Origin of the sequence: Rahnella aquatilis CIP 78.65 = ATCC 33071, assembly GCF_000241955.1 — a bacterium.
Lineage (GTDB): Bacteria > Pseudomonadota > Gammaproteobacteria > Enterobacterales > Enterobacteriaceae > Rahnella > Rahnella aquatilis.
Map to the genome: position 1 here is coordinate 1,732,996 of NC_016818.1, position 19,375 is coordinate 1,752,370.

16 protein-coding genes are annotated in these 19,375 nt (G+C 53.8%); 10 read left to right on the forward strand and 6 right to left on the reverse strand.

Features of this window, described 5'->3' with window-relative positions:
* Window positions 1-5 precede the first annotated feature (5 nt).
* On the forward strand, window positions 6-200 hold the full coding sequence (locus tag RAHAQ2_RS07920) for a hypothetical protein (protein ID WP_015696717.1): 195 nt from the start codon (window positions 6-8) through the stop codon (window positions 198-200).
* 63 nt (window positions 201-263) lie between these two features.
* Here RAHAQ2_RS07920 and RAHAQ2_RS07925 read toward each other — a convergent pair whose 3' ends face one another.
* From RAHAQ2_RS07925 to puuD, 3 genes are read right to left on the reverse strand one after another with little or no spacing between them, the layout of a single operon-like run.
* Entirely contained in the window at window positions 264-1,577 is a 1,314-nt protein-coding gene (locus tag RAHAQ2_RS07925; protein WP_015696718.1) for an NAD(P)/FAD-dependent oxidoreductase, read from the reverse strand.
* A 50-nt stretch (window positions 1,578-1,627) separates the two neighbouring features.
* On the reverse strand, window positions 1,628-2,185 hold the full coding sequence (puuR, locus tag RAHAQ2_RS07930; protein WP_015696719.1) for an HTH-type transcriptional regulator PuuR: 558 nt from the start codon (window positions 2,183-2,185) through the stop codon (window positions 1,628-1,630).
* A gap of 4 nt (window positions 2,186-2,189) precedes the next feature.
* Window positions 2,190-2,993 carry a gamma-glutamyl-gamma-aminobutyrate hydrolase gene (puuD, locus tag RAHAQ2_RS07935; RefSeq protein ID WP_015696720.1) on the reverse strand — a complete coding sequence of 268 codons (804 nt, stop codon included), beginning with the start codon at window positions 2,991-2,993 and terminating at the stop codon, window positions 2,190-2,192.
* 369 nt (window positions 2,994-3,362) lie between these two features.
* Between puuD and RAHAQ2_RS07940 the strand changes: the two genes are divergently transcribed.
* Together RAHAQ2_RS07940 and RAHAQ2_RS07945 are read left to right on the forward strand one after the other, a co-directional pair.
* On the forward strand, window positions 3,363-4,787 hold the full coding sequence (locus RAHAQ2_RS07940) for a glutamine synthetase family protein (RefSeq protein ID WP_049796151.1): 1,425 nt from the start codon (window positions 3,363-3,365) through the stop codon (window positions 4,785-4,787).
* Between the two features lie 461 nt (window positions 4,788-5,248).
* Window positions 5,249-6,625: an APC family permease gene (locus tag RAHAQ2_RS07945; RefSeq protein ID WP_015696723.1), complete on the forward strand. Its 1,377-nt coding sequence runs from the start codon at window positions 5,249-5,251 to the stop codon at window positions 6,623-6,625.
* Window positions 6,626-6,771: 146 nt separating this feature from the next.
* Here the strand turns inward: RAHAQ2_RS07945 and sbcB are convergent, their stop codons facing one another.
* Window positions 6,772-8,199 carry an exodeoxyribonuclease I gene (sbcB, locus tag RAHAQ2_RS07950; RefSeq protein WP_037038778.1) on the reverse strand — a complete coding sequence of 476 codons (1,428 nt, stop codon included), beginning with the start codon at window positions 8,197-8,199 and terminating at the stop codon, window positions 6,772-6,774.
* Between the two features lie 229 nt (window positions 8,200-8,428).
* Here sbcB and RAHAQ2_RS07955 point away from each other — a divergent pair, with 229 nt between their 5' ends.
* A complete protein-coding gene (locus tag RAHAQ2_RS07955) occupies window positions 8,429-9,526 on the forward strand; it encodes an FUSC family protein (RefSeq protein WP_015696725.1) in 1,098 nt (365 codons plus the stop codon).
* A gap of 168 nt (window positions 9,527-9,694) precedes the next feature.
* Window positions 9,695-10,027, forward strand: a complete 333-nt coding sequence (locus tag RAHAQ2_RS07960) for a DUF496 family protein (protein ID WP_013574907.1) — start codon at window positions 9,695-9,697, stop codon at window positions 10,025-10,027.
* 76 nt (window positions 10,028-10,103) lie between these two features.
* Here RAHAQ2_RS07960 and RAHAQ2_RS07965 read toward each other — a convergent pair whose 3' ends face one another.
* The gene (locus RAHAQ2_RS07965) at window positions 10,104-11,063 is read right to left on the reverse strand and encodes a D-2-hydroxyacid dehydrogenase family protein (protein WP_015696726.1); all 960 of its coding nucleotides are present in this window, start codon (window positions 11,061-11,063) and stop codon (window positions 10,104-10,106) included.
* A 93-nt stretch (window positions 11,064-11,156) separates the two neighbouring features.
* Window positions 11,157-12,260, reverse strand: a complete 1,104-nt coding sequence (locus tag RAHAQ2_RS07970) for an ABC transporter ATP-binding protein (protein WP_015696727.1) — start codon at window positions 12,258-12,260, stop codon at window positions 11,157-11,159.
* A gap of 276 nt (window positions 12,261-12,536) precedes the next feature.
* Here RAHAQ2_RS07970 and RAHAQ2_RS07975 point away from each other — a divergent pair, with 276 nt between their 5' ends.
* The 5 genes from RAHAQ2_RS07975 to RAHAQ2_RS07995 all read left to right on the forward strand — a co-directional run bounded on the left by RAHAQ2_RS07975 (window position 12,537) and on the right by RAHAQ2_RS07995 (window position 19,366).
* Window positions 12,537-13,763 (forward strand): extracellular solute-binding protein, encoded by a 1,227-nt coding sequence (locus tag RAHAQ2_RS07975; RefSeq protein WP_015696728.1) that lies wholly within the window; start codon window positions 12,537-12,539, stop codon window positions 13,761-13,763.
* A gap of 85 nt (window positions 13,764-13,848) precedes the next feature.
* Complete coding sequence (locus tag RAHAQ2_RS07980) at window positions 13,849-15,150, forward strand: carbohydrate ABC transporter permease (protein WP_037038756.1); 1,302 nt, start codon at window positions 13,849-13,851, stop codon at window positions 15,148-15,150.
* A gap of 14 nt (window positions 15,151-15,164) precedes the next feature.
* Entirely contained in the window at window positions 15,165-16,016 is an 852-nt protein-coding gene (locus RAHAQ2_RS07985; protein WP_015696730.1) for a sugar ABC transporter permease, read from the forward strand.
* Window positions 16,017-16,080: 64 nt separating this feature from the next.
* Window positions 16,081-17,232 carry a glycoside hydrolase family 53 protein gene (locus tag RAHAQ2_RS07990; protein WP_238532079.1) on the forward strand — a complete coding sequence of 384 codons (1,152 nt, stop codon included), beginning with the start codon at window positions 16,081-16,083 and terminating at the stop codon, window positions 17,230-17,232.
* 64 nt (window positions 17,233-17,296) lie between these two features.
* Entirely contained in the window at window positions 17,297-19,366 is a 2,070-nt protein-coding gene (locus RAHAQ2_RS07995; RefSeq protein ID WP_015696732.1) for a beta-galactosidase, read from the forward strand.
* Window positions 19,367-19,375: the final 9 nt, after the last annotated feature.

Sequence of the window (19,375 nt, forward strand, 5' to 3'; positions counted from 1 at the left end):
CCACAATGAGTGAATTTACCGGTGTACACCGTGAGGTGATGAAAGACGGCGCGATCAAACATGTACTTATCCGCGATGCGCAAGGCAATGAACAGTCCATTGCGGCAAAAGATTACATTTCGCAAGGGATCGAGCCGGATCTGAATGAGTTGCCCGAAGTTGGCACTGACAGTGAATTTCCGGTGGCAGGAAAAGCCTGACACACGCCTCTCCCCGCAGAGAAACTGCGGGGGGCTGTTCGGGTTTTTACCCGGGTAAAAGGTTTACACGCCTAAACGGTCACGCAGGGAATAATACGCCGCGCCCAGCATGGTAAACGGCACCTGGAAATTGCGGCCACCGAAGAATGGCATGTGCGGCAACCGGGCGAACGCATCAAAACGTTCGGCGTCGCCGCGCAGCATTTCGGTGATGAGCTTACCGGCCAGATGGGTCAGGGTCACGCCGTGCCCGCTGTCACCCTGCATGTAATAGATGTTATTTTCCAGCCGGCCAAACTGCGGCAGGCGCGACAGCGTCAGCAGAAAATTGCCGCCCCATCGGTAATCAATCTTCACGCCCTTAAGCTGCGGGAAGGTGCGGTTGAGTTTGGGCAGGATCACTGAATCGATATTGGGCGGATTCTTGCCGCCGTAGGTCACACCGCCGCCGTACAACATCCGGTTGTCTGCGGTGAGGCGGAAATAATCGAGCAGATAGTTACAGTCTTCCACGCAGTAATTGTTCGGCAATAATGAAAGCGCCATGTCATCCGACAAGGGTTCGGTTGCCACAATCTGCGAGCCACACGGCATGCTGAGACGCGTGAGGCGTGGCGCAAGCTGCTGACTCAGATAGGCGTTGCCCGCCAGAATCACATATTTAGCTTTCACCTGACCTCTGGCCGTGTGCACTAACGCCGGTTCGCCAGGGTCAATCCGGGTGACGGCTGAGCCTTCAAATATACGCCCGCCGTGACGTCGCACCGCTTCGGCTTCACCCAGCACCAGATTCAGCGGATGAAGGTGGCCGCCATTTTTATCCAGCAGCCCGCCGACGTAACGGTCGGTGGCGATTTCACGCCGCACGGCAGTTTCATCCAGCAGTGTCAGTTCAGTATGGCCGTAACGGTTCCACAGTTTTTGCTGGTCGCGCAGTTTCGACAACTGACGCGCACTCAGCGCGGCAAAAATACAGCCGGGGCGATAGTCGCAGTCGATGGCATACTGATCGATGCGCTGACGGATAATGTTCGCGCCTTCAAACATCATGCTGCCGAGCATATCAGCGGTCTGGCGTCCGTAGCGGTCTTCAATCACATCAATATCGCGGCTGTAAGAATTGACCACCTGGCCGCCATTGCGCCCGCTGGCACCCCAGCCGACGCGGGCGGCTTCGAGCACCACCACGTCATAGCCGGCTTCACACAGATATAAAGCAGAAGAGATGCCGGTAAAACCGGCACCGACAATGCAGACATCGCACTCAATATTGTCCGTCAGCTCCGGCCACGGCGCGTGGTCGTTGACAGAACTGGCGTAATAGCTGTCGGTGTGCGGCACACCGGCAGCGCGGGGACTTCCTGTTTGAGCAGTCATGGTGACATCCTTCTTTGGGTTCCCGTTGCCGCGCCCGGAGCCGGTGACAACTAGAAGGTATTAGGGGTATGCGCGCTGACAATCCTGCAAATCCGCGTCGAAATATTACTGAAACTGTGAGGGTTCGCGGTGTTAATGGCATAACTTTGCCCCGCACGCAGCGGGTAACTCTGACCGTTGATGGTTAAGATGATTTCTCCTTCTAACAGGGTGCCGACTTCTTCGCCCTGATGTTTGATTTTATCGCCCGTGGTGCTGCCTGGCTGATAGGTCTCCAGCAACATGGCAACGGTGTGGTTTGGCGTGCCGTTGTGGACCATACGCATGGACACGCCGCGGCTGCCGATTTCAATTAAATCCGCCGCATTAATCACGATCCGCGGCGCGTCACTTTTATGCTCTTCGGCGAAAAACTCCGAAAGTGACAGCCCGTAAACCCGCAATAGCTTCTGTAAAGTACTGACGGCGGGGCTGACTTTATCCTGTTCGATGGTGCTGATGGCGCTGTGTGTCAGGCCAGACAACTCGGCGGCTTTGCGCTGTGACATCCCGAGTTGCTGGCGAATTTCAGAAAGCCGGCGACCAGGCGCCAGACTGACTTCGCTCATCCGTTTATTCCTCTCGTGCGCGCCGGGCCTGATGGCCTTTGCGACAGGCAGCGATAAAAGCGTTAAACAGCTGACGCGACACCGGGTCGGTCAGACTGTGCCATTCCGGATGCCACTGCACACCAAGGGCAAACGGATGATTACGGACACTCACGGCTTCCACCAGATTGTCCGGTGCGCGTGCTTCCACGGTCAGGACTTCACTCAGACGGTTGGCTCCCTGACCGTGAAGGGAGTTCACCTGAAACTGCTGATAATCGGGTAATAATTCTGAAAGTAAGCCGCCCGGTTCGATATACACCGGATGCACGAGATCATACTGATTATCATGCGGCAGGCTGGTATCTTCGCGGTGATCCATATAACCCGGTACCTCCTGCACTTTGCGGTGCAGACTGCCACCGGTGGCCACCACCAGCTCCTGCAAACCGCGACAGGCGGCAAAGAGCGGGATTTTCTTATCCAGCGTCGCGCGGATTAACTGCAAACTCAGGCGGTCACGGCCGGGATCGGCCAGCTCCTCGACACCTTCTTCACCGTACTGATGAGGTTCAATATTGCTGGGGCTGCCGGTGAGGAAGATGCCGTCCAGACCGCGCAGAATCTGATCTATCGCGCCTTCGCGAGCCGCCAGTTCATGCGGCAGACAAACGGGAAGGGCATCGGCGTTGAAAATGGCGTCCAGATATTTTTCGTGGACAGTGAGGGCAGGGTTTTCATCAACCGTGTTTTCACACATGACTACCCCAATGACCGGTCTGTAGCGCGTCTCTTTTCCCGCAGATGCCGTGGAAAATATATTGCCCATAATACCGCCTCGTTGAGTAGATGAATTGACTGACAGCACGCGCCTCCCCGCACGTCGCTGCTCAGAATATTGACCTTGCATTGACCAATTTAGCAGCGGCCTGCACGCTTTTCAAACGGATATGTTGCGTATATGTAGATGTTGCAAATAATTAATGTTAAGTCTAGGGTTAATAATATGGCTGTTATTTTGAGCAAAAAAGAGTTTACGCAAAGAGAGTTTGAGCATAACCGAGAGGATCCTGAACCCATGAGAGCACAGCGTTGAACACAGTGATGACCCGGTAAAGATAACCGGCTGGCACCATGGTGGTGCCTGATATGCCGGAAACCAGCAAATGGCGGATAACCTATGCAAGCGACCGAACTGATGAATGAAATCAAGAAAGAGATTAGCGGGACCGAACCCCTCGCTAAGCACGTTGAAGAGCGAAGTAGCGCGTTCCAGGATGAAGTGTCCCAATACCTGGAGCGTCACCCGCAAACCCTTCACGTCGACGTCCTGCTCACCGATCTCAATGGCTCCTTCCGCGGCAAACGCATTTCCGTCTCAGCACTTCGAAAAATTGAAAAAGGGTGTTATTTCCCGGCATCGGTCTTCGCCATGGACATTCTTGGTAATGTGGTGGAAGAAGCCGGATTAGGCCAGGAACTGGGCGAACCTGACCGCATCTGTGTGCCGGTTCCCGGTACCTTAACGCCTTCCGCCTCGGACCCCGAACATACCGGCCAGTTGCTTCTGACCATGCTTGACGAAGATGGCACTCCCTTTAACGTTGAACCACGCAATGTGCTTAATCATATCTGGCAAACATTGCGCCAGCGGGGGCTGTTCCCGGTGGTAGCGGTAGAGCTGGAGTTCTATCTGCTCGACAGGCAGCGCGATGCGGAAGGCTATATTCAGCCACCCTGTACACCGGGGACGCAGGAACGCAGCATGCATACTCAGGTTTACTCCGTCGATAATCTCGATCACTTTGCCGATGTGCTCAGCGATATTGATCGCCTGGCGCGCATTCAGGGTTTACCGGCGGATGGCGCGGTGGCGGAATCCTCACCGGGACAATTTGAAATCAATTTGCACCACAGCGAAAATATTCTGCGCGCCTGTGATCACGCCCTGATGCTTAAGCGTCTGGTGCGACTGGTGGCGGAAAATCACGATATGGACGCCACTTTTATGGCGAAACCTTACGATGAATATGCGGGCAGCGGGATGCACATCCATCTCAGTGTGCTCGACGACAACGGTAAAAACCTGTTTGCCGATGCCAATGGCGAAGATTCTGCGCTGATGAAACGCGCACTCGCCGGCATGATTGCGCTGATGCCTGCCTCCATGGCGGTACTGGCACCTAATGTGAATGCTTTCCGCCGCTTCCAGCCAGGTATGTATGTGCCGACGCAGGCGTCGTGGGGGCACAATAACCGTACCGTTGCGCTTCGCGTACCGTGCAGCGGCACCGCCGATCACCGCGTGGAATACCGCGTGGCGGGAGCGGATGCTAACCCGTATTTGGTGGTTGCTGCCGTGCTCGCAGGCATGCTATATGGTCTGGATAATGATCTGCCCTTGCCGGAGCCGGTCACGGGTAACGGTCTGGAACAGGAAGGTATTCCGCTGCCTATCCGCCAGAGCGATGCTTTATATGATTTCAATGACCAGCCCGCACTGAAGAAGATCCTCGGTGAGCGCTTCTCGCAGGTTTATCACACCTGTAAATCCGATGAACTTCTGCAATTTGAAAGAAGAGTAACGGAGACAGAAATCGACTGGATGTTGAAAAACGCATAGAAATGGTTAATGCGCATGCGCGAATGTTTTAGGTTTGAAAAGAATTTTGAACCTGACGTCTGTGAATGTTGTCATTCATGCGTGATTTGTGCAAAATACGCCGCACTGCAGATAACCGACGCTTAAAGGCGCCGGTTATTTTTTTTGTATAGGCAGTACCCAAACTAATTTAACAGAGGCCGGACCCGGATCCGGATAGATAACAAGGTTCGTGTGCGATCCCAAATTAAAAACGGTCGCCACTATGAGGAAATGTAATATGGGGCAATATTTCACATCTGTACCGGTGCCCGCCGGTGCTTCTTTCCGCTGCGGCCAAATTCGCACCGTCTTCACCTGCGCCTTAATAGACGTGAAGATGACTCCCCCGTTTACTGGTAATAACTCCCGAAGTTTTCCCTGTACGTTGCTTTCAGAGGCGTTTAAGCGCCCGGTGTCTGCAATTCAGGGAGGGCTGAACCATGTCTGCTAATGCATCTGCCGCGCCGGCCACTCAGCGTGTACAACTGCGTAAAACTCTGACGCTGGTTCAGGTTGTCATGATGGGGCTTGCCTATCTGCAACCGATGACCATTTTCGATACGTTCGGCATTGTTTCCGGCCTGACCGACGGTCACGTCGCGACCGCGTATATCTTCGCACTGATCGCCGTTCTGTTTACCGCCGTGAGCTACGGCAAACTGGTGCAGCGTTTCCCGTCTGCCGGTTCTGCTTACACTTACGCGCAAAAAGCGATCAGCCCGCACGTCGGCTTTATGGTCGGCTGGTCATCGCTGCTGGACTATCTGTTCATGCCGATGATCAACATCCTGCTGGCGAAAATCTACCTGGAAGCTATCTTCCCGGGCGTCCCTTCGTGGATCTTCGTGGTGGCGCTGGTCGGCATGATGACCGCGTTCAACCTGCGTGGCATCAAAATCGTCGCTAACCTCAACAGCATTATTGTTGTGGTGCAGGTGGCGATCATGGTGGTCTTCCTGGGCCTGTTAGTTCGCGGTGTTTACATGGGCGAGGGCATGGGCACACTGGCGACCACTAAGCCATTCTTCAGTGAGAATGCGCATGTGGTGCCGATGATCACCGGTGCGACCATTCTGTGCTTCTCGTTCCTGGGCTTTGACGGCATCAGCTCGCTGTCTGAAGAAACCCCGAACGCGGGCAAAGTGATCCCGAAAGCGATTTTCCTGACCGCGCTGATTGGCGGCATCATCTTCGTGGTGGTGTCTTACTTCCTGCAGCTGTATTTCCCGGACATCTCGCGCTTTAAAGATCCGGACGCGTCTCAGCCTGAAATCATGCTGTATGTGGCAGGTAAGTTCTTCCAGTCCGTCATTCTGTGCTTCAGTTGTGTGACCGTTCTGGCATCCGGCATGGCCGCCCACGCCGGGGTTTCCCGTCTGCTTTATGTGATGGGCCGCGATGGTGTATTCCCGGAAAAACTGTTCGGTTATGTGCATCCTAAATGGCGCACCCCGACGTTTAACGTATTGCTGGTCGGCGCTGTGGCAATGTCTGCGGTGACCTTTGATCTGGTGACAGCGACCGCGCTGATTAACTTCGGTGCGCTGGTGGCGTTCACTTTCGTGAACCTGTCGGTAATTTCACAGTTCTACATCCGTGAAAAACGTAACCGTACACTGAAAGATCACATCAGTTACCTGATCCTGCCGGTAATTGGTGCGCTGACCGTCGGTGCGCTGTGGCTGAACCTGGAATCGAGTTCAATGACGCTGGGCTTAGTCTGGGGTGCGATTGGGCTGGGATATCTGGCGTTCATCACTAAAGCATTTCGTCAGCAGCCACCGCAGATGAGCGGTGAGATTGTTTCCGAATCCTGATTTGGTCGGCTCCCTCCCCTGCGAAGGGGAGGGCTGGGGTGGGGTATCAAAGCGAAATCAATGAGTTGAAGTTTGCTTTGACGAGATGTTAGCCCTTTAAACCCCGCTCGCAGCGTTTCCCCTTCGCATGGGGAGGCGCAAACCGATTAACCCACCAGTTTCTTCCCGTATTCAAACAGCGCCTTGAGAAGCGCCATCTTCTCAACATTCCCCTCATGCAGGTTATAGAGCGATTCAAGCTCTAATGCATAATTCTGAAAACGTTCATCAGTGAGCTTCGTCTGCCGGTGCGCCATCCAGCGCTTCTGCTCGGCATCGGTCAGCGTGGCAGGGTAGTTGCGTGCCCGGAAGCGGAACAACAGCGGCTCAATACGGGAATCGTTAAAGGTCAGATCGAGCGCGGGAAGGTTCTCCGGACGGGTTTCCAGAATGATGCGCATGGCCGCGCGATCGGCATCGCTGAAAAAACCGTCGTAAAGGCGGGCATCCACATCATCGGAAGGCGTAAACGGCTCAGCCTCGGCAAACAGGGTGACCACTTTCTCGCGCACCTGCGGGTTCTGACGCAGTAACTGCAAATTCTCGAGACAACGCTGACGGTCAATCCCCAGCCGTTCGGCATTTTCCGGTAACAGTGTTTTGGCCGGTGCCAGTACCGGACATTTATTGATATGCACCAGCTTTATCGGCAGCGGAGATTGCCCGGATTGCAAAGTATCGCGGCGGCTGTACAGGCGCTCGCGCATTTCATCAGGATTGAGATCTAACAACGTCGTCATATCACCGGCCAGATCGCACATGATCACCGCGTTCTTATTCTCCGGGTGCCAGGCCAGCGGGGCGACCCACGCGGTATTACCACGCGCCGCGCCGAACATACCCGAGACATGCACCAGCGGCCCCATCGCAGGAATATCGATCAGGATGTTGAGTTTATGCTTGCTACGATGCTCGAGCAGGAAACTGAATAAACGCGGCTGCGCCTGCTTCACCAGTTTCGCCATGGCGATAGTGGCGTACACGTCAGCCATGGCATCGTGCGCATTTTCATGTTCGATGCCATTGGCTTTGGTCAGATGTTCCAGACGAAAACTCGGGAAACCGTCATCGTTTTCCGGCCAGTTGATGCCTTCCGGACGCAGCGCATAACAGGCGCGCATCACGTCAAGTAAATCCCAGCGGGAATTGCCGTTCTGCCAGCTGTAAGCGTAAGGGTCGTAAAAGTTGCGATACAGAATATTGCGACTGACTTCGTCGTCGAAGCGGATATTGTTATAACCGACAATGCAGGTGCCCGGCACGCTGAATGCCTGGTGAATTTGCGCGGTAAATTCTGCTTCGATCACCCCGCGTTCCAGCGCGATCTGCGGCGTAATACCGGTGATCATCACCGCTTCCGGTTCCGGCAGGTAATCGTCAGAAGGGCGGCAATAAATCACCAACGGTTCTTCGATAATATTGAAATCTTCGTCAGTTCTCACTCCGGCAAACTGCGCCGGGCGATCCAGCGCCGGGTTTTTACCGAAGGTTTCATAATCGTGGAAGTAGAACGTTTTTTGCGGCTTGTCTGACATGACGAAAATAACCTTAATCAGTGCGGAATGGATAAACTTGACGGCAACTAGGATACCATCCGCCACAATGAAGTCATGACAAAATGCGCAGGCATGGAAGACATCATCAAAACCGGCATATTCTTGCGCACCGGCCCCCAAAATCCCTGACAAAAACCAGGGTGATCCCCTCTGGTAACTCGGCTAAACTACCGCCTTCTTTGAATTCACGCCTTACGGCAGGCTCATCGTGCGTCTCGATAAGAAAATTTCTGCGCTGGATAACGTCATTTACCGTCATTACCGCATCACTCATGCCCTGCGTATCGCGGTGGCGTTTATTCTGACATTCCTGATTGTCCGGCTGACAAAAATCCCCGAAGGCACCTGGCCGCTGATCACCCTGGTCGTGGTGATGGGGCCGATTTCGTTTTGGGGGAACGTGGTTCAGCGCGTGCTGGAGCGCATCACCGGTACGGTATTTGGCTCAGTTTCAGGGCTGATTGCCTTATGGCTCGAGCTGTATTCCTTTCCGCTGATGCTGGTGTGGTGCGGGATTGTGATGTTTGTCAGCGGTTATCTGACACTCGGCAAGCGTCCGTATATGGCGCTGCTGATTGGTATTACGCTGGCGGTCGTGTGTGGCGCAGGGCCGGGCGATATGGATACGGCGTTATGGCGCTCCGGTGATGTGATTTTCGGCTCTCTGCTGGCGCTGCTTTTCGCCAGTATTTATCCGCAGCGCGCGTTTATTCACTGGCGCATACAGATGGCTGATTACCTGATGTCGCTGAACAAACTCTACAGCGCCTGGTTATCACCCAATATGCTCGAACGTCCACATCTGCACGGTAAAATGAAAACGACGATGGGGCAGATGGTCAAAATGCGCGCGCTGTTTGCCCCCGCCAGTAAAGAATCGCATATCCCGCGTGAAGTGTTTGACGCGATCCAGACCCTGAGCCGTAATCTGCTGTGCACCCTTGAACTGCTGGCTGATGCCTACTGGAGTTCGCGCGAAAGCCATTTCCTGATGCTCAATGCCCGCACGTTGCGCAGTGCGCAACTGCTGATGCTCAATACGCTGGAAAAACTGAGTCTGATGCTGATGAACGGCACGATAGGTGACGAACTGACTATCAATCATCAGCTGAATGAATCTGCGGAAGAACTGAAGGCACTGATGTCGGAAATGAATGCCGCGAATCATCTGGAAGCGCAGGTGTATGGCTACGTGTGGCTGAGTTCACAGGTGGCGGAACAGCTGCGGGCCATGGGCGACCTGATCACCATGACGATGCAAAAAGAAGATGCTCAAATAAGCAGCGTTAAAACGCCGAAAGCATGAAGGGATTTTTTTCTGCGGCCTAAAACGGGTAAGATGACCTTATTGGACGATTATCTGAGCGCGCCGCCCGATCTTTGCTACTCTTCCAGCTAGCTGCCAGTCAGGGCAGGACAAGCGGTTGCGACAAGTCAGTCACTGAATCTGTGTAACTTAATCGAAGGTGTTAAAATGGACAATATCAATAAGCCAAGTTTCCAGGACGTTCTGGAGTTTGTGCGCATTTTCCGTCGTAAAAACAAATTACAACGTGAAATTGCTGACAACGAGAAGAAAATCCGTGACAACCAGAAACGCGTTCTGCTGCTCGACAACCTGAGTGACTACATCAAACCAGGCATGAGCATCGACGAAATTCAGGCGATCATTGCCAGCATGCGTGGCGACTATGAAGATCGCGTTGATGATTACATCATCCGCAATGCAGACCTGTCGAAAGAACGTCGTGAAATGTCCAAAAAGCTGAAAGCGATGGGCGAAATCAAAGCCAACGAAACCAAGTAGTTTCGTCGCCGCTGAAAGCCAAAACCGGGTTTATGCCCGGTTTTTTTATGCCTGTTTTTTAGGTTTGTCGTTTGCTTTAATCCAGCACGCGAACCGGTTTGCCCGCCAGAAACGCCTGAATGTCTTCGACGGCTTCGGTGAAATACACCCGATAATTACCGTCGGCAACATAACCCAGATGCGGTGTCGCCAGCACGTTGGGTTGCGTTCTGAAAGGATGGTCTGCCGGCAGGGGTTCGACATCAAACACATCCAGCCCGGCACCGGCAATGACTCCGCTTTGCAATGCACTGAGCAGGGCGGGCTGATCGACAATGGCGGCGCGCGACGTGTTGATCAGCAGGGCAGAGGGTTTCATCTGCGCCAGTTCCTGCGCGCCCAGCAAGCCGCGTGTGCGGTCGCCGAGCACCAGATGAATCGATACCACGTCGCTGGTTTGCAGTAATGCTTCTTTCGATGGGCAAAGTGTCACGCCATGTTCGGCGGCGCGTTCTGCGGTCAGGTTCTGGCTCCATGCACACACGTTCATGCCAAAGGCCTGCGCGATATGTGCCACCTTCTGACCAATTTTGCCCAGTCCCAGCAGGCCAAGCCGTTTGCCGTTCAGGCCAAAACCCAGTGTGCTTTGCCACGGGCCGTTGTGGCGTAGCGCCCTATTTTCAGTGACCAGATGCCGCGCCAGTCCGAGGATCAGCGCCCAGGTCAGCTCAACCGGGGCGGCCTGCCCGCTGCCGGTGCCGCATACCGTTACGCCATGCTTTTTCGCCGCCGCAAGATCGACCGCCGCATTACGCATGCCGGAGGTGATCAGCAGTTTCAGTTTGGGCAGGCGGGCAAACAGACTGGCAGTGAATGGCGTGCGTTCGCGCATAATCACCACCATGTCGGCGTCTTTCAGGGTTTCGGCGAGGATATTTTCATCAGCAATATGTTGCGTGAGCGCCCGGCATTCCACCTGCGGCGCAAGTGCTTGCCAGTCAGCCAGCGAAAGGGAAACGTTCTGGTAATCATCAAGAATGCGGCATTGCAGTGACATGGAAATCCCTTATCTGAAAATCATGATAAAGAGATATAGCACTGAAACAGCCGGGACGTGAAGTGTCCCGGCAACGCGGCCTGAAAAGATTAATTAATGCAGATGGGAAAGGCTCGGGGCGCTGATGCGCAGACCGTCCTGGCTGAAAACCATGCAGCGCTGGGCATCAAACCAGGTGGTCAGGCTCTGATAAGGGTTGAAAGCCATGTCGCCCGGCAGCAACATTTTAAAGCCGTCAATGCCATAACACTGGCCGAACAGATAGGTGCTGTTGCCGAGCCGTTCTACCACTTCGCAGTTGAATTCCAGCCTGTTTTCGGTTTCCTGCGACAGCAAATGTTCAGGGCGGATCCCAAGCGTCACTTTATCGCCTGCCGCCAGTTCGGAGGTGCGCAGTGCCAGCGTCAGGGTTTTCTCCGGCGTCAGACGCACTTCGATCTGATCGGGCTGCCAGCGGATCACTTCAGCAGGCAGGAAATTCATTTTCGGCGAACCGATAAACCCGGCGACAAACTGATTCACCGGATTGTAGTAAAGGTCCATCGGCGCGCCCATCTGCTCGACCTTGCCGTAATTCATCACCACGATTTTATCGGCCAGCGTCATGGCTTCGGTCTGATCGTGCGTCACGTAAACCATGGTGGTTTTCAGTTCCTGATGCAGTTTGGAAATGTGCAGGCGCATGTCCACGCGCAGTTCGGCATCCAGGTTAGACAGCGGCTCATCAAACATAAACACCTGCGGATTACGCACAATCGCCCGGCCAATGGCGGTTCGCTGGCGCTGACCGCCGGAAAGCTGCTTCGGTTTTCTGTCCAGCAGATGAGAAAGCTGCAATGTTTTGGCGACCATCTCCACCTGATGACGGATCTCCTCTTTTGGCACGCCGTTGACTTTCAGCCCGTAACCCATGTTTTCCGCAATGGTCATGTGCGGATACAGCGCGTAAGACTGAAACACCATCGCCACGCCTCGCCGTGAAGGATCGACGTCATTCACCCGCTGCTCGCCAATGTAAACGTCTCCTTCCGTAATATCTTCCAGCCCGGCAATCATGCGCAACAGGGTGGATTTCCCGCATCCCGACGGCCCGACGAAAACGGTGAATTCGCCGTCTTCAATATCAATATTGATGCCATGCAACGTCACGGTTTTATCGAAACGCTTGACCACATTTTTAAGTCTGATGCTGGACATGTTTGACCCCATAAAGAATTCATACCGCTGATGTTTCGGACTATAACCACCTTGTGTAAGCGTTTGCACAGGCGGGTTCGAATTTTGGAGAGAAGATCACACAATACGCATCTTTTTGTAGTGATTTATGGCTTGTAAGTTTAACGTATAACATAGTTTTCAGGACGACATTAATCACTTTTCAATCAGCATATAAAGGGTTTTTGGCATAGGTTGTTGATTGAACGTCGTGTTTAACCCTACAAAAATGTTATACCTTCACATTCAGGAGCAACAATGAAAATTACACACCTTACTGCCCTGGTACTGATGTCATTAAGTCTTAGCAGCCAGGCCGTCCGGGCAGCCGAGGGTCAGTTACTTATCTGGGAAGACATTAAGAAATCTTCCGGTATTGCCGACGCGGTGAAAGATTTTGAAAAAGAGAACAATGTCAAAGTCGTGGTGCAGGAAACGCCTTATGCACAGCAAACGGAGAAACTACGACTGGATGGTCCGGCGGGAATTGGCCCGGACGTGGTTGTGATCCCCAATGATCAGTTGGGCACGGCAGTGGTACAGGGTTTACTGGCACCACTGACTCTCGACAAAGCGTTTCTTGCGAGCTTTACGCCTTCGGCTATCAACGCCTTCCAGCTGAAAGGCCAGACCTATGGCGTGCCGAAAGCGGTGGAAACGCTGGTGCTGATTTACAACAAAGATTTGCTGCCACAGGCTCCGGCGACCCTGGATGAGTATTACACCTTCTCCAAAACCGAAAGGGCGAAAGGCAAATACGGCCTGCTGGCCAAGTTTGACGAAGTCTATTACGCCTACGGCGCGATGGCTTCCATGGGCGGCTATATCTTCGGTAAAGACGCCAAAGGCGAAATCAACGTCGAAGATATCGGCCTGAACAAACCGGGCAGCATTGAAGCCATTACCTACCTGAAGAAATTCTATGCCGACGGATTATTCCCGGCAGGGATTGTCGGCGATAACGGCCTGAACGCCATCGACTCGCTGTTTACCGAGAAGAAAGCGGCTGCGGTGATCACCGGCCCGTGGGCCTTCCAGCCGTATGAAGCGGCAGGCATTAACTACGGCGTCAAAGCGTTGCCGTTGCTGCCGAACGGCAAACCGATGAGCTCGTTCCTCGGCGTGAAAGGTTATGCGGTCTCGACGTACAGCAAGCAAAAACCGCTGGCCGAGAAATTCATCACCTTCATCAACCAGCCGAAGTACGCCAAAGTGCGTTACGAAGTGACCAAGGAAATCCCGGCACTGACGGTGCTGGTCAATGATCCGATGATCAAAAACGATGAAAAAGCCAATGCGGTGGCTGAACAGTCTACCCGTGCCACGGCCATGCCGGGTGTACCGGAAATGCAGGAAGTCTGGGGTCCGGCCAACAACGGCATCCAGCTGGGTGTGACCGGTAAACAACCGGTTGACGCGGCGCTGAACGATGCGGTGAAAAATATCCAGATGCAAATCGAAGCGGCGAAAGCCAGCAACGAGTAACCGGTAACGCCTGCTGAAATCCCGTATGTCTGACAGGAGGGAGTGATTTCACTCCCTCACCAGTGAAAGGAATATCTTTGTGTCTATGCGTCTTCATGAGGAAAACCAGGCGCCACTTTCCGCCAGCCACCATGCCCCGGTGGCGCTGGCTGTGGCGCTGATCCCCGGTTTTGGGCAGTTTTATAACCGGCAATGGGCCAAGGGAATACTGTTTTTTATCATCCTTATCTGTTTCGCCGGCGTGTTCTATGATTTTCTGCGTCAGGGATTAGGGGGTTTATATACGCTGGGCGAAGAAGTGCCGCGTGATAATTCGATATTTCTGTTAGCCAAAGGCATTATCAGCGTATTGATTGGGGCATTCGGTGTGGCCTTTTATTACTGGAGCCTGCGTGATGCCTGGGCAAACGGTAAACGCCGTGATCAGGGCAGGGAATTACCCGGCGTGCGTAAGCAATATCATTTGCTGCTGCGTGAAGGTTTTCCTTATTTAATGATCACGCCAGGTTTTATTTTACTGGTGTTTGTGGTGGTCTTCCCGATTATATTCGGCTTCTCTATTGCGTTTACCAACTACAATTTATATCACACACCACCGGCGAAACTCGTCGACTGGGTGGGGTTCAAAAACTTTATTAATATCTTCACGCTCAATATCTGGCGCTCGACCTTGCTGGACGTATTGCAATGGACGGTGGTCTGGACGGTGCTGGCGACCACGCTGCAATGTACGGTAGGGGTGATGCTGGCGATTCTGGTCAACCAAAAAGATTTGCGCTTCAAGGCGCTGATCCGCACCGTGCTGATTTTGCCATGGGCGGTACCGGGTTTTGTCACCATTCTGGTGTTTGCCGGCATGTTTAATGACTCGTTTGGTGTGATTAACAACGGCATTCTGGCGGCCTTAGGCATCGAACCGAAAGCCTGGCTGACCGATCCGTTCTGGACCAAAACCGCGCTGATCATGATGCAGACCTGGCTGGGTTTCCCGTTTGTGTTTGCCATGACCACCGGCGTATTGCAGGCCATTCCGAACGATTTATATGAAGCGGCGACCATGGACGGTGCCAGTACCTGGAAGAAACTCAAAACCATTACATTGCCGCTGGTCTTATATTCCATTGCGCCGATTATTATCACGCAATACACCTTCAACTTTAATAACTTCAATATTATCTATCTGTTTAATAACGGTGGCCCGGCGGTGGCCGGTTCGAATGCAGGCGGAACGGATATTCTGGTGTCGTGGATCTATAAACTCACCATGTCATCTTCGCAATATGCCATTGCCGCGACCATTACCATTTTGCTGTCGATATTTGTGGTCGGTATTGCGCTGTGGCAATTCCGTTCAACCAATTCATTTAAACAAGATGATATGGCGTAACCGGGGGAAGGGGTATGAGTAAGAACAGCAGTATTAAAAGAAACCGGTTTATCCGCCTTGCGCTGAGTTATTTCCTGTTACTGATAGTGGCGGTGATCATTATTTATCCGCTGATCTGGACCGTCGGCGCGTCACTGAATGCCGGTAACAGCCTGCTCAGTACGTCGATTATTCCCGAGAACGTCTCGTTCCAGCATTACAAAGACCTGTTTAACGGCGAAGTGAATTACGTCGGCTGGTACTGGAATTCAATGAAAATCAGTTTCCTGACCATGATCCTGACGCTGATTTGCGTCAGTTTCACCGCCTATTCCTTCTCGCGTTTCCGGTTTAAAGGCCGTAAAGACGGGCTGATGTTGTTTCTGTTATTGCAGATGATCCCGCAATTTTCGGCGCTGATCGCCATCTTTGTGCTGGCGCAGTTACTCGGGCTTATCAACAGCCATCTGGCGCTGGTGCTGATTTATGTCGGCGGCATGATCCCGATGAACACTTATCTGATGAAAGGCTATCTCGATGCCATCCCGAAAGATCTGGATGAGTCAGCGCGGATGGACGGCGCGGGGAATTTCCGCATTTTCATCGAAATCATCATGCCGTTATCGAAACCGATACTGGCGGTGATCGCGCTGTTTTCCTTCACCGGACCGCTGGGGGATTTCATCCTCTCCAGCACCATTTTGCGTACGCCGGACAAGTACACCCTGCCGATTGGCCTGTACAACCTGGTCGCGCAAAAAATGGGAGCCAACTACACGATGTACGCCGCAGGCGCGGTACTGATCGCCGTGCCGGTCGCCATTTTCTATCTCGCCTTACAAAAATACTTCGTTTCCGGCCTGACGGCTGGCAGTACAAAAGGATAATCCGATGACTTTCTTTTCTAAGAAGATGTTCAACAAAAGCGCAATGGCCTGCGTGCTGCTGGCGATGTCATTTTCCGGCGTGGCGCAGGAGGTGGTGATCAAAAAAGTCGCCAACGTTCCGGCGGATTTCATCAAAGGCGCGGACATTTCGACGCTGATTGACGTCGAAAAACACGGTGGCAGGTTCTTTGATCAGAACCACAAGCAGACCGACGCGATGGTGATCCTCCGGCAGAACGGTTTTAACTACGTGCGCCTGCGCTTGTGGGTGGATCCGAAAGACGCGCAGGGGCATCCGTACGGCGGCGGCAATAACGATCTGGCCACCACGCTGGAACTGGCGAAACGCGCCAAAGCGCAGGGGTTTAAGATCCTGCTCGATTTCCATTACAGCGATTTCTGGACCGACCCCGGCAAACAGTTCAAGCCAAAAAGCTGGGAGAAAATGGATTATCCGCAACTGAAAACCGCCATTCATGATTACAGCCGTGAGGTGATCGCCAGATTCCGTGCACAAGGCACCGTGCCGGATATGGTGCAGGTCGGCAATGAAATGAACGGCGGTATCTTGTGGCCGGAAGGCAAAAGCTGGGGGGCGGGCGGCGGCGAGTTTGACCGTCTGGCCGGACTGCTGAATGCGGCGATTTCCGGTGTGCGGGCGGACGAAAAAAATCCGTCGGACATCAAAATCATGCTGCATCTGGCGGAAGGCACCAAAAACGACACCTTCCGCTGGTGGTTCGATGAAATTAATCAGCGCAAGGTGCCTTACGACGTGATTGGCCTGTCATTTTACACCTACTGGAACGGCCCGATTTCCGCCTTACAGGCCAACATGGATGACATCAGCAAACGTTACAACAAAGACGTCATCGTCGTGGAAGTCGCTTACGGTTACACCACCAAAAACTGTGATGCGGCCGAAAACAGCTTCACGGAAAAAGAAGCCAAAGACGGCGGCTATCCGGGCACGGTGCAGGGGCAGGCCGACTTCCTCAGCGACATGATCAAAAGCCTGGTCGCTGTGCCGGATCATCGCGGCAAGGGTCTGTTCTACTGGGAACCGACCTGGATCGCCGTTGACGGCGCAGGCTGGGCGACACCGGCCGGCATGACCTACATCAACGACCACTGGAAAGAGGGCAACGCCCGCGAAAATCAGGCGTTGTTCAGCTGTGACGGCCAGGTTCTTCCTTCCATCAAAGTCTTCAATTAATCCCTTTTTCCCCGGCTGGATTAGCCGGGGAGTTGATATTTCTTAAAGTTCCTAAGGACCAAGCATGACGAAATTTCCTCTTCTGAGCAGTAAGATTTCCGGCCTGTTACATGGCGCGGATTACAACCCGGAACAGTGGCTGGAAAGCCCCGACGTACTGATTCGCGATGTCGAAATGATGAAAGAGGCACGCTGTAATGTCATGTCAGTCGGGATTTTCAGCTGGTCAGCGCTGGAACCTGAAGAAGGCCACTTCACGTTTGGCTGGATGGATCAGGTGCTGGACCGTTTACATGAACACGGTATCTCGGTCTTTCTCGCCACCCCAAGCGGGGCGCGCCCGGCGTGGATGTCACAAAAATATCCGGAAGTCCTGCGCGTGGGCCGTGACCGTGTGAAAGCGCTGCACGGCGGGCGTCACAACCACTGCATGAGTTCGCCGGTGTATGCCGAAAAAGTGCAACTAATGAACAGCGCGCTGGCGAAGCGCTATGCCCGTCATCCGGCGGTGATCGGCTGGCATATCTCCAATGAATACGGCGGCGAATGTCATTGCAACTACTGTCAGGAACGTTTCCGCGACTGGCTGAAAGCGCGCTATGTCACGCTCGATGCGCTGAATAAAGCCTGGTGGAGCGCCTTCTGGAGTCATACGTATACCGACTGGGCACAGATTGAATCGCCGTCACCGCAGGGCGAAAGCGGTGTTCATGGCCTGAACCTCGACTGGCGTCGTTTTAACACCGATCAGGTGACCCGTTTTTGCAGCGAGGAAATCCGTCCGCTGAAAGCGGAGAATCCGGCGTTACCGGCGACCACCAATTTCATGGAATATTTCTACGATTACGATTACTGGAAACTCGCCAGCGTGCTGGATTTCATCTCGTGGGACAGTTACCCGATGTGGCACACCCGTCAGGACGATATCGGTCTGGCAGCGTACACCGCGATGTACCACGACCTGATGCGCACCCTGAAACAGGGGCAGCCGTTTGTGCTGATGGAATCGACACCGAGTTTCACCAACTGGCAGCCGGTCAGCAAACTGAAAAAGCCGGGCATGCATATTCTGTCTTCCCTGCAGGCGGTCGCGCACGGTGCGGATTCGGTGCAGTATTTCCAGTGGCGTAAAAGCCGCGGTTCTTCGGAGAAATTCCACGGCGCGGTGGTCGATCACGTCGGGCATATTGATACCCGTGTCGGGCGCGAAGTGGCCGAACTGGGCGGGATTTTATCGGCTCTGGCTCCGGTGGCAGGCAGCCGCGTGGAAGCCAGAGTGGCGATTATCTTTGACTGGGAAAGCCGCTGGGCGATGGACGACTCCCTCGGGCCGCGTAATGAAGGGCTGGAGTATGAAAATACCGTCGCCGGACATTACCGCGCGCTGTGGGCGCAGGGCATTGCGGTCGATGTGATCAATGCCGATTGCGATTTAACCGGTTATGACCTGGTGATTGCGCCGATGCTGTATATGGTGCGCGCAGGCGTCGGCGAGCGGATCACCGCGTTTGTGCAGGCCGGTGGGCGGTTTGTCGCGACTTACTGGAGCGGCATTGTTAACGAAACGGACCTGTGTTTCCTCAGCGGATTCCCCGGACCGTTGCGTCCGGTGCTGGGTATCTGGGCGGAAGAAATCGACAGCCTGACTGACGACCAGCACAACAGCGTCAGCGGCACCGAAGGCAATGCACTGGGCTTAAACGGCCCGTACCGTGCCAGCGAATTGTGTGAAGTGATCCATCTGGAAGGCGCGGCGGCGCTGGCAACTTACGGTGATGACTTCTATGCCGGAACGCCAGCCGTGACCGTGAATCTGTTTGGCAAAGGGCAGGCGTATTATCTGGCCTCGCGCAATGATCAGCAGTTCCACGCTGATTTTTATAGCGCGCTGGCCAAAGAGATGAAACTGCCGAAGGCGATAGATACCGAACTGCCGGAAGGCGTCACTGCAGCACGCCGCACCGACGGGGAAAGTGAATTTATCTTCCTGCAAAACTACGCGGCAGACAGCCAGACAGTGACGCTGCCGGACGATTATCGCGACATGGTGCACGGCGGTATATTACCGCGCAAGCTGACGCTGCCGGCGTTTGGTTGTCAGATCCTGTCGCGCCGCTTATCCGTTATTGCTTAACCCCTTATT